Here is a 10,464-nt window from a genome sequence, read left to right on the forward strand (position 1 = left end):
CTATGAGCCTATGAGCCTATGATAAATTTTCAAACCGTTTTTTGCAATACAAAATTCGGCATTTTGTCAAAAAAAAACTACAAAAGTAGTTTTTTTAACTAAAATTTATAAATATTGCTTTTCGTCCTGCCCTTCAACGCTTGCAAACAGCTCCACAAGGTTTTTTGCCGGACTGTTGTTTATTTTTTGCAGAAGAACTTCTTCAATTTGAAAAAATCCAACGTCAGCGCTCATGTGCACTTCGATTTTTATCGGCTTTTCTTTGCCTTGAAGAATTTTTACTTTTTCGATCGAATTTGCAGAATACTTGTGAATATCGCCAACAGACGGTTTTGAATTCATTTCCATAGGAATTCGCGCGCGTCCCTTTGTCATGTCGCAACCGTCGGCAATAAGAATCAGGCCGGCTTCTATAGAATGAATTTTTCTTGTTCCCATGTGGCCAAGAATTCCTTCAAGAGCCATGGAACGGATTATAACCCGCCGGTTCAAGTCTTTTGATTCTGGAAGCACAGTTTTTAAAATTCTTTCTATCATATTGAATGCAAGAATTCCTGAATAAAGCTCATGGTCCTGTCTGCCGATCGTCATTCCAAAATCGTGAAAAAAACTTGCAATTACAACTGCCGTTACGCTGTCAGAAAAACTTCCGGCATTCTCATTTTCGAGGCTGGTCTTTATGCCGCAAGTATAGAGAATTTTAAGCATTTTGAGCGCGTTGCGGCAAACTGTGCGCATATGAACAGGCCCATGGTCGTTAAAGCCAAGCCGGACAATCGAAACAGTATTTGCATAATCCTGAATCGCCTGCACTTCTTCATCGTTGATTAAAATTTCGATTACTTTGAGCGGAAGCTCGTCTTTTTCGGGTGTAAGCTCAATTATTTCTTTTGCAAGCTGAACCAATTTTTGGTCAACCGACATTTCTTTTACAGATTTCATAATGACATTATAACATTAAAAAAAGGTTAAAATTTCATTTGTATAAAATTTTAACCTTTTTTTTAACAAAATCTAATATTTTTTATTCAATTTTTGCGGCAGGGATTGGAGTACCGCCGAAGGCGTCGTTTTGCTTTGCAAAACGATGGAGCGCAAAGACGCGGAAGTACGGAAAGCCTGCCAGAATACAAAAATTACAGATAATCTGCCAGGTCGTAGATCAGTTTTTCGGTTTTTTCCCAGCCAAGACAAGGATCGGTGATTGATTTTCCATAAACTCCGTCGCCAATTGCCTGCGCGCCGTCTTCGAGATAACTTTCAATCATAAGTCCTTTTACAATTTTTTTTATGTCTTCAGACGAATGGCAGCTATGGATTACGTCTTTTGAAATTCTTATCTGCTCGAGATATTTTTTGCCGGAATTTGAATGGTTGCAGTCTACGATTACAGCAGGATTTTGAAGCTTTGATTCGGCATAAGCGTCAATCAGCGCGCGCAAATCTTCGTAATGATAATTTGCATGAGCCCGGCCGTAAGCATCTACATATCCGCGCAAAATTGCATGCGCGAGGGGATTTCCGTCTGTCGTTACTTCCCAGCCACGGTACAAGAATTTCTGATGCGCCTGAGCCGCTGTGATTGAATTCATCATTACGGAAATGTCGCCCGAAGTCGGGTTTTTCATTCCGACTGGAATTCCAACGCCGCTTCCGACAATTCTGTGCAGCTGGTCTTCGACTGAACGGGCGCCGACTGCAACGTAAGCGAGCAAGTCAGAAAGATAACGGTGATTTTCCGGATAGAGCATTTCTTCGGCGCATGTAAAGCCAGTTTCTTTTACAACGCGTGTGTGCATTTCGCGGATTGCAATAATTCCTGCAAGCATATCCTCGCCTTTTGTCGGGTCAGGCTGATGCAGCATGCCTTTATAGCCAGTTCCTTTTGTGCGCGGCTTGTTTGTGTATACGCGCGGAATAATAAAAATCTTGTCCTTAACCTTTTCCTGAACTTTTACAAGGCGGTTCATGTAGTCGAGAACGGCAGTTTCGTTGTCGGCAGAACATGGACCGATAATCAGCAAAAAGCGGCCGTCCTTGCCTTCAAAAATATTTTTTATAATCTGATCGCGTGCTTCTTTAATTTTTGCAACTTCTTCTCCGAGCGGAAACTGTTTTTTTAATTCAGCCGGAACTGGAAGCTTGCGAACAAAGTTCATCTGCATATCCATAAAATTTTCCTCCGCAAAAATCCGCGCAAATTCGGCAGATTCTTTCGTTTCTATTTATAGTAATTATAACAAAACGGCTATAAAAAATAAAGTAAATTTATAAACGTGTAAAAAGCTTTTTGAGCGCATTTTGCTACACCAACCGGTCAAATGCGTTTTTTTACAGACTTTTATTCAGATAATCCAGCGAATACTGCAATGCCAGGGCAGCGGCATACGCCAGACTTTCTTTTGCCAAGTCGAAATGCTCGTTGTGATGCGGCCAGCTGTTTTTTTCGCTGTCGGAAGAGCCTACATGGACATATGTTCCAGGAGCTTTTCTTGAATAATCTGCAAAATTATCTGAGCCAAAACGCTTTTCCAAGTCTGTAATTACATTTTCTGGCGCTGTGATTTTTTTTGCCGATTCTACAACTTCCGCGGCTGTCTCTTTTGGGTTTGTGCAAGGATCGCAAATGTCTTCAATTTCGACTTCTGCCCTGCCGCCAAATTCTTCTGCTGTATTTTTTGCAATTTTTTCAACCTTTTCTGCAAGTTTTTTGCGGCTTTCCGCGCTAAAAGTGCGGATTGTTCCTTCAATTTCGGCTTCGCCGGCGATTATGTTGTACGTTGTTCCAGAATGAATAGAACCGATTCCCAAAATTGCCCCTTCAACCGGCGAAATCACTCTCGAAACAACAGTATGAAGTTTTGCAACGGTTAGACTTGCAATAAAAACAGAATCTACTCCGTCCTGTGGTCTTGTAATATGGGCCGCTTTTCCGTGAATTTTGATTTTTATCCGGTCGCAGCTTGCCATGTCCGCTCCGGTTTTTACTCCGATTTTTCCAACTTCCATTCCTGCCTGAAAGTGAATTCCAAAAGTCCTGTCAACTTTGTCCAAAACGCCTGCTTCAATAATCTGTCTCGCGCCTTTGCCAATTTCTTCCGCGGCCTGAAAGCACAGAATAACTTTTCCAGAAAAATCCGCCTTGTGGTTTAGCAAAAGTCTTGCAGTTCCAAGAAGATAAGCTGCATGGCCGTCGTGCCCGCAAGCGTGCATAATTCCAGGATTTTGGCTTTTATATGGAACATTATTCTCTTCCTGAACAGGAAGAGCGTCTATGTCTGCCCTCAAAAAAAGGGTTTTGCCAGGGCGGCCGCTGTCAATTTCGGCAATTACGTTTGTCTGGCCAACCCTGTAAGGAGACAAACCTAAAGCTTTAAGTTCCTGTTCGATTCTATTGCAAGTTTCAAATTCTTTAAGGCCAAGTTCCGGATGCGAATGAAAATAGCAGCGCTGCTCCCACATATATTCCAAAAGGCTTTTTGCTTCTATAAAAGATGGTGAATTGTTTTCTGATTTTGCAGAATCTTCTTTTGACGATAAATTGTTCATTTTTTGCCTCCAATAAAGTTTGCAACGCAAACTTGTAAAAATAAAAACAGACGTTATTTTTGGCTGTTTTTATCTTACACTCCGCTTTATGCGCTTATATGAATAAAAAAATTTTTTCATATATTTTTCGTATAACCTATTGACATACTAGGTTTATTTGATGTATTTGTTATACATCGCTTTTACCTAGTTAGTCAATAGGTTAAAAAACAAAAAAGTGCTAGGGTATGGAACCGCGCCGGAGGCGGCCACTGGACTGAGCGGAGCGAAGGAAGCGGCTGGAGCGAAAGCGCAACGGTGGAACACCCGGCCTGAGCAAAGCGAAGGCAGCACCCAAAAAAAATGCAACTCACAGGAGGTTTTTATGAGAGTTACAAAATTATTTTTATTAACAGCTTTAATTATTTCCGGAGCAGCATTGATGGGCTGCACAAAAAAGGCTGAGCCTGGCAAAAATACGGATTCTGCAAAAAAAACGCTCACCTACAGCCGTTCGCAAGGCCCTTACACTGTGCTTTTTGAAAATGCGGTTAAACCGATTCTTGAAAAAAAAGGCTACACCTTAAAAGGCTACGATTATTCTGAGCTTTCTTTGGCGGACGATGCTGTAAATGGCGGCGATGTTGATTTTAACGTTGAACAGCACACGGCTTACGCTCAAAACTACAACAAAGGAAATAACGGACATCTTGTTCCAATTACACCAATTCCGACAGTTCCTGCAAGCATGTTTTCGAGCCATTACAAATCCTTGGACGAAATTAAAAATATTAAAAAACCAAAAATTGCCGTTCCAAACGACCCGGCAAACACTGCCAGAGCTTATGTTCTGCTCCAGAAAATCGGCTGGATTACTTTGCGCGAAAATGTAAATCTTTCGACAGTCACAAGCGAAGATATTGCGTCAAATCCGTACAACATCCAGTTTACCGAAATGAAAAGCTTGAACATTCCTCAGGTTCAGGACGACTTTGACTTTGTAATAATTACAGGCTCAATCGTTTACAATGCCGGAATCGACGCCAGCACAGCGCTCGCAAAAGAAGATGTTCTTCCTCACTTGATTTTGCAGGTTGTTGTCCGCGAAGACAATGTAAACTCGCAGTGGGCAAAAGATTTGGTTGCCGCCTACCACAGCGCAGAATTTAAGGCTTATCTCGAAAAAACAAATTACGAAAACGGACTTTTCTGGATTCCAAAAGGATACGAATTCAATTAAAATTTGAAAAAAAATTAAGGGCGTTGCCGCCGCAAGCGGCGGCCGGGCTTTGCAGGGTTCCGGCTTTCGCCTGCATTTGCGGCTGCCTGCAACCGCAAACGGCTTTGCCGCCCTTTCAATCCCTAACGCAGAATCGCAGGAGTTTTTATGAAAAATATTATTGAATTTATAAATATCAGCAAAACTTTCAAATCCAAAGATTCCGAAGTTCACGCTCTAAAAAATATTTCGCTTTCTGTGCAAAAAGGCGACATTTTTGGAGTAATCGGTTTTTCTGGAGCCGGAAAATCAACTCTTGTGCGCATGATAAATGCTCTGGAAAAACCAACTTCGGGAAGCATAATTGTAAATGACGAAAATGTCCTTGAATTAAGAGGCGAAAACCTTCGCGGTTTTAGAAAAAATATCGGAATGATTTTTCAGCATTTTAATCTGCTCCAAAGCCGCACGGTTTTTCAAAATATTGCAATTCCGCTGGAACTTGAGCATTGGCCAAAATCAAAAATTACAGCCCGCGTAAACCAGCTTTTAAAATTTGTCGGGCTGGACGAAAAAGCAAATTCTTTTCCAAACGAACTTTCCGGCGGCCAAAAACAGCGCGTTGGAATTGCACGCGCTTTGACCCTCAATCCAGAAATTTTGCTCTGCGACGAAGCAACAAGCGCCTTAGACCCGCGAACCACAGATTCAATTTTGGAGCTTTTGCAAAAAATAAACAAAGATTTAAACGTTACAATTTTGATGATTACACACCAAATGAACGTAATTCAAAAAGTCTGCAATAAAGTTGCTGTTCTGGAAAAAGGCGAGCTTGTCGAAAGCGGAAATGTAATCGACGTGTTTGGAAATCCGCAAAAAGAAACTACTAAAGGTTTTATCCGGACTGTAATTAACGACCAGCTGCCGGAAAGTGTAAAAAGTTATTTACGAGATTACGACAAGCCTCAAAAAGTCGTTCGGTTGCGTTTTGACGGAAAAAACGCCGACAATCCGATTATGTCGCTTGCAATAAAAGAAACTGGCGTAAATATTTCGATTTTGTACGGAACTGTTACAGAACTTGAGGGAAAAGTTGTGGGTTTTCAGACAGTGCAGATTACTGGCGAAGAAAAACAATTAGCAGCAGCGGAAACATTTTTTAAGGAACACGGTGTTCCGGCAGTGGAGGTTAAATTATGATATTTGGAATCAGCGCTTCAAAAATCTGGCTCAGCATAGGGCAAACTGTCTATATGGTCGGAATTTCGCTTTTGGCAGGACTTTTAATCGCTTTTCCGCTTGCAATAATTCTTTTTTTAACGCGAAAAGGCGGAATAAAGCAAAATCAGATTATCTACAATATAATAAGCGCAATTATAAACATAATCCGTTCAGTTCCATTTATAATTTTGATTGTGTACATTATGCCGTTTACAAAAGCAATTGTCGGAACCCGCGTAGGCTCAACAGCAGCGCTTGTTCCTCTTACGGCATACATTGCTCCATATCTTGCGCGGCTCATAGAAAACGCGCTTTTTGAAACAGACAAGGGAATTATAGAAGCAAGCCAGGCGATGGGCGCAACAATTTTTCAGACGATTTTTAAATTTGTTCTGCCGGAAGCAAAAGGTTCAATTATCTTGGGAATTACGACAGGAACTGTTGGCTTGCTCGGAGCAACGGCAATGGCTGGGGCTGTCGGTGGCGGCGGAGTTGGCGATTTGGCTTTAACCTACGGTTATCAAAGATTTAACACGCCGTTAATGACAAGCACAGTTGTTATTTTGATTATTTTTGTTCAGATAATCCAGGTGATTGGAACTCGTTCTGCAAAAAAGCGTTAGCGTTGTGCAAGGCGGCAAGGCCGGCCGCCGCAGGCGGCTGGAGCGCAAGCGGAACCTGGAACATAGCGACGGCTTTAGCCGGAACGCCCGAATTTTATTTTTGATTCTGGCCGTTTACGTAAAGCTCCGGTTTATAATAATGCTCGCGCATTGCAAGCACGGCTTCTTCGAGTTTTTCGGATTTCATAAGATCGAGAATGTGCGCGTGCTGTGCGTAAATTGTTTTTAGGGCTTCCAGTTTGTTGTCAGAATAATAGGTCGAAATAAACGCCATCAAGGTTTCTTTAGCGTCATATTCTTTGACCAGCATTGAGTTGCCTACTCCTTCGATTATGCAGCGTTCAAAATCGTGCGTAATATCGATATATCCAACCGCATTGCCTTCGTCCAAAAGTTTCTTTTGTTTTTGAAGCTGAGCTTCGAGTTCCGGCAAAATTTTCGGCATTTTTCCACTGCGATAGCAAAAACGGTACGCGGCAACTACAAGAAAAAAAACAACCTGAAGAATTTCGTTTACCGTTTTTTTATCTGGATCGATTACAAAAAATCCCATATTGTGCTTGTATTCTATCAATCCCTCTTTTACAAGCAAGTTTATACTTTCGCGAATCGGCGTGTTGCTTACACCGAGAGTCCGGCAAAGCTCGTCAAGATTTATATTCTCGCCACGTTTAAAATCCTGATTTAAAATTCCATTTTTTAGATATTCATAAACCTGATCGCGCAAACTAACTTTTTTAATCAAACCAGACACAGCTAACCCCCATTGGTTATTTGTATTATGCAAAATATGGCTTTATTTTAATATATCGTGCATTAAATTTCAAAGGAAATTAGCCTGAATGTCGAATTTTGAAAAGAACAGTCATTGCCGTGCTTGATACGCCAATCTAGTGTAGTTTTTCAGTAGATTATCGGGTCAAGCCCGATAATGACAGAAAAACAAATCTGGTAACGACAAATGGCAAGCCCGATAATGACAGTCCGCTTTATGTCATTCTCTTGCCTGACAAGGGAATCTCTTAATGACATTAAACTATAAAACTCGAAGTTCTGGCTAATTAGGCAGAGTTTTTGCGCTTTAAGAATTCTTAAAGCGTTTTATTTTTCTGCCAAGTTTTATTTTAACTTTTGATTGATTTCTGAAAGCCGATCGAGGGCTGCGTTCAAAGTTTCGTCTTTTTTTGCAAAATGGATCCGCAGATAGTCGTTTACATTTTCCTTAAAAAAACTAGAACCCGGAACCATTCCAACTCCAACATCCCGGCAAAGAATTTCTGCAAACTCAAGATCGCTCGTTACGTTGAGTTTTTTCATATAATCCTTAAAATCAATCATTATGTAATAAGCGCCTTCCGGAACATTGTGCCTAAGTCCGATTGAATCCAGCCCTTTACACATTATGTCGCGTTTGTGAGTATATTTTGCCGTCAATTCGTCGTAATATTTCTGCCCGAATTTTAAACCGGTAACTATTGCTTCCTGCAAAGGCGCGGCCGCTCCTACTGTCAAAAAATCATGAACCTTTTTTATCCGGTCTGTAATTTCTGGAGGAGCAATTGTATAGCCAAGCCGCCAGCCTGTAAGCGAATAAGTTTTGGAAAGCGAGCCGCAGACAATTGTCCGTTCTTTCATACCCGGAAGCGCCGCCATATAAACCATTTTGTTTGGTGCGTAAATGATATGCTCATAAACTTCATCGGTTACAACATAGGCATCGTATTTTTTTGCAAGGTCGGCAATCACCGTCATTTCCTCAAGAGTAAAAACTTTTCCGCACGGATTTGAAGGATTGCACAAAATCAGCGCTTTTGCTCCAGCCCTGAATGCGTCTTCGAGCTTTTCCGGATCAAAATTGTACTTTGGCGGAACAAGAGGAATATAAACCGGTTCTGCGCCCGAAAGAATTGTGTCCGCTCCGTAATTTTCATAAAATGGCGAAAAAATCGCAACTTTGTCGCCAGGATTGCAAATCGTCATCATTGCAGCCATCATCGCTTCTGTTCCGCCGCAGGTCGTCACAATTTCGGAATTCGGGTCGACAGGAATTCCCATCAATTTTGACTGTTTTGCCGCCAACGCTTCGCGAAAATTCTGCGCTCCCCATGTTAACGAATACTGATGAAAATTTTCGTAGGCAACCTGCGCAAGCCTGTCCAAAATCGGCTTTGGCGGTTCAAAATCCGGAAATCCCTGGCTTAAATTTACAGCATCGTATTTTAACGAAATGCGCGTCATTCTGCGTATAACCGAATCAGTAAAATTTGCAGTTCTAACAGATAAAGATTTCATTTTTGCCTTCCATCTAATTATTTTTAATATTCCGGGCCATTTTTGTCAGCCAACAAAGCTGGCTGACAAAAACCGGGCTTTGCAGGGTTCTGGCTTTCGCCTGCATTGCTCCACTTCGTTCCGCAACGGCTTTGCCGCCCTTCCAATCCCTTGTCCGTAAAAACAAAAGCCGCTCTCTTTGTACCAGAAAATCCTATTTTACATAGCTAATTTTTCTGTTTAATATTTTTTCCGGATCAAATGCCTGTTTTATAGCGTTCATCAATGCTACATTTTTCTGTGGAGTTTGTCCAAAGAAAAATTCACGCTTGCTCACACCAAGTCCGTGTTCACCAGAAATCAAGCCTCCAAGACTGTGCGTCTGCTCATACAGTTTTTTAAGGTTTTCGTGCAATTCTTTTTGCCAGGCTTCTTCGCTTCGGCTGCCACGAACCACACACAAATGAACATTTCCGTCGCCGGCGTGTCCAAAACTTATCATTTGCATGCCAGTTTCAGCTTCGAGCCTGTTTACATACTTTACAAATTTATCAACCTGGCTAATCGGCACAACAATGTCCAAAGGTTCCTGCTCGCTCACCGCTTCCACAGATTTTACAAGACAACCGCGCACACGCCAAATATTTGCGCTTTGTTCTGTGTCGTTCAGAACAAAAAAACCGCGGCTTATATTTTTTACAATTTCTTTTAATTTTAAAATCGCAGCGTCAATTTCTGCCCTGCTTCCGTCAAATGTAATCAAAAGATAGGCTTTGCAATCAGTATCAGGATAATGAATGTTTTTTTCGGCAGGACTTACGCTATTTAAAAAACTTTCGCCCATTTCGACAACTTTTCGTTCTATAAATTCAACTGCGGTCGGATTTATATTTGCCTTTAAAATCAGCGGAACAGATTCAATTCCAGCCTTAAGACTGTCGTACGAAATTAATAGGCTCGCAGAACTTTCAGGTTTGCCAACGAGTTTTAAAAGACATTTTGTTATGACGGCAAGTGTTCCTTCAGAACCAATCACAAGGTCTTTTATATCAAGGCCAGTTGTATCTTTGCGGTTTTTTGAGCCTGTTTGAATTACTGTTCCGTCCGCAAGAACAAGTTCCAGTCCCATTACATAATTTCTTGTGACGCCATATTTTACAGCACGCATTCCGCCGGCATTTGTCGCTATGTTTCCACCAATTGATGCCGTTTTTTCGCCGGGATCTGGCGGATAAAAAAGTCCAAGGCTTTCTACATATTTTTGAAAATCCTGCAAAATAACGCCTGGTTCAACAGTCGCTGTAAAATTTTCCCTGTCGATTTCGAGAATTCTGTTCATCTGTGAAAAATCGATTATAATTGCATTTTCAAACGGAACTGTCGAACCTACAAGATTTGTTCCTGCTCCACGCGGAGTTACAGGAATTTTATTTTTGTGGGCAAATTTTAAAACTTCGCTCACTTCCTGCGTTGACTTTACAAAAACAAGAGCTGATGCACTTCCCTGTTTGCGGCCCAAAGTATCCGAAAGAAATTTTTTTTCAATTTTTTCACCGTAAATAATCCGGCTTTCGTCTTTTATAATTTTTGAAAGTTGTTTAA

At 41.3% G+C, this 10,464-nt stretch carries 9 protein-coding genes; 3 read left to right on the forward strand and 6 right to left on the reverse strand.

Annotation, left to right across the window (positions count from 1 at the left end; all coding sequences use genetic code 11):
• Positions 1 to 105 precede the first annotated feature (105 nt).
• From B2X33_RS04025 to B2X33_RS04035, 3 genes are all read right to left on the reverse strand, one after another.
• Entirely contained in the window at positions 106 to 942 is an 837-nt protein-coding gene (locus B2X33_RS04025) for a phosphohydrolase (protein ID WP_296667831.1), read from the reverse strand.
• Positions 943 to 1,136: 194 nt separating this feature from the next.
• On the reverse strand, positions 1,137 to 2,171 hold the full coding sequence (locus B2X33_RS04030; RefSeq protein ID WP_296667832.1) for a 3-deoxy-7-phosphoheptulonate synthase: 1,035 nt from the start codon (positions 2,169 to 2,171) through the stop codon (positions 1,137 to 1,139).
• A gap of 160 nt (positions 2,172 to 2,331) precedes the next feature.
• Positions 2,332 to 3,549, reverse strand: coding sequence for a M20 metallopeptidase family protein (locus B2X33_RS04035; protein WP_296667834.1), 1,218 nt, complete (start codon positions 3,547 to 3,549; stop codon positions 2,332 to 2,334).
• Positions 3,550 to 3,913: 364 nt separating this feature from the next.
• On the opposite strand from B2X33_RS04035, the gene B2X33_RS04040 reads away from it, so the two are divergent.
• The 3 genes from B2X33_RS04040 (at position 3,914) to B2X33_RS04050 (ending at position 6,591) form a co-directional block, all read left to right on the forward strand.
• A complete protein-coding gene (locus B2X33_RS04040) occupies positions 3,914 to 4,768 on the forward strand; it encodes a MetQ/NlpA family ABC transporter substrate-binding protein (RefSeq protein WP_296667836.1) in 855 nt (284 codons plus the stop codon).
• A gap of 147 nt (positions 4,769 to 4,915) precedes the next feature.
• Complete coding sequence (locus tag B2X33_RS04045) at positions 4,916 to 5,947, forward strand: methionine ABC transporter ATP-binding protein (protein WP_296024913.1); 1,032 nt, start codon at positions 4,916 to 4,918, stop codon at positions 5,945 to 5,947.
• Positions 5,944 to 6,591, forward strand: a complete 648-nt coding sequence (locus B2X33_RS04050; protein WP_296024911.1) for a methionine ABC transporter permease — start codon at positions 5,944 to 5,946, stop codon at positions 6,589 to 6,591. Before B2X33_RS04045 ends, B2X33_RS04050 begins: the two co-directional genes overlap by 4 nt.
• A gap of 94 nt (positions 6,592 to 6,685) precedes the next feature.
• On the opposite strand, the gene B2X33_RS04055 is transcribed toward B2X33_RS04050, so the two are convergent.
• The 3 genes from B2X33_RS04055 to B2X33_RS04065 form a co-directional block, all read right to left on the reverse strand.
• Positions 6,686 to 7,345 carry a GntR family transcriptional regulator gene (locus B2X33_RS04055; RefSeq protein ID WP_296667839.1) on the reverse strand — a complete coding sequence of 220 codons (660 nt, stop codon included), beginning with the start codon at positions 7,343 to 7,345 and terminating at the stop codon, positions 6,686 to 6,688.
• A 365-nt stretch (positions 7,346 to 7,710) separates the two neighbouring features.
• Positions 7,711 to 8,883, reverse strand: coding sequence for a pyridoxal phosphate-dependent aminotransferase (locus tag B2X33_RS04060; RefSeq protein ID WP_296024906.1), 1,173 nt, complete (start codon positions 8,881 to 8,883; stop codon positions 7,711 to 7,713).
• Positions 8,884 to 9,076: 193 nt separating this feature from the next.
• On the reverse strand, positions 9,077 to 10,464 hold a 1,388-nt coding region (locus B2X33_RS04065), incomplete at its 5' end, for an FAD-binding oxidoreductase (protein WP_296667841.1).

It is taken from the genome of Treponema sp. UBA785, from assembly GCF_002297065.1.
Classification (GTDB): domain Bacteria; phylum Spirochaetota; class Spirochaetia; order Treponematales; family Treponemataceae; genus Treponema_D.

Bases quoted from the DNA above. Each gene is read 5' to 3' on its own strand.
- B2X33_RS04035 (WP_296667834.1), bottom strand. From the start codon at position 3,549: ATGAACAATTTATCGTCAAAAGAAGATTCTGCAAAATCAGAAAACAAT.
- B2X33_RS04045 (WP_296024913.1), top strand. From the start codon at position 4,916: ATGAAAAATATTATTGAATTTATAAATATCAGCAAAACTTTCAAATCC.
- B2X33_RS04030 (WP_296667832.1), bottom strand. From the start codon at position 2,171: ATGGATATGCAGATGAACTTTGTTCGCAAGCTTCCAGTTCCGGCTGAA.
- B2X33_RS04060 (WP_296024906.1), bottom strand. From the start codon at position 8,883: ATGAAATCTTTATCTGTTAGAACTGCAAATTTTACTGATTCGGTTATA.
- B2X33_RS04040 (WP_296667836.1), top strand. From the start codon at position 3,914: ATGAGAGTTACAAAATTATTTTTATTAACAGCTTTAATTATTTCCGGA.
- B2X33_RS04025 (WP_296667831.1), bottom strand. From the start codon at position 942: ATGAAATCTGTAAAAGAAATGTCGGTTGACCAAAAATTGGTTCAGCTT.
- B2X33_RS04050 (WP_296024911.1), top strand. From the start codon at position 5,944: ATGATATTTGGAATCAGCGCTTCAAAAATCTGGCTCAGCATAGGGCAA.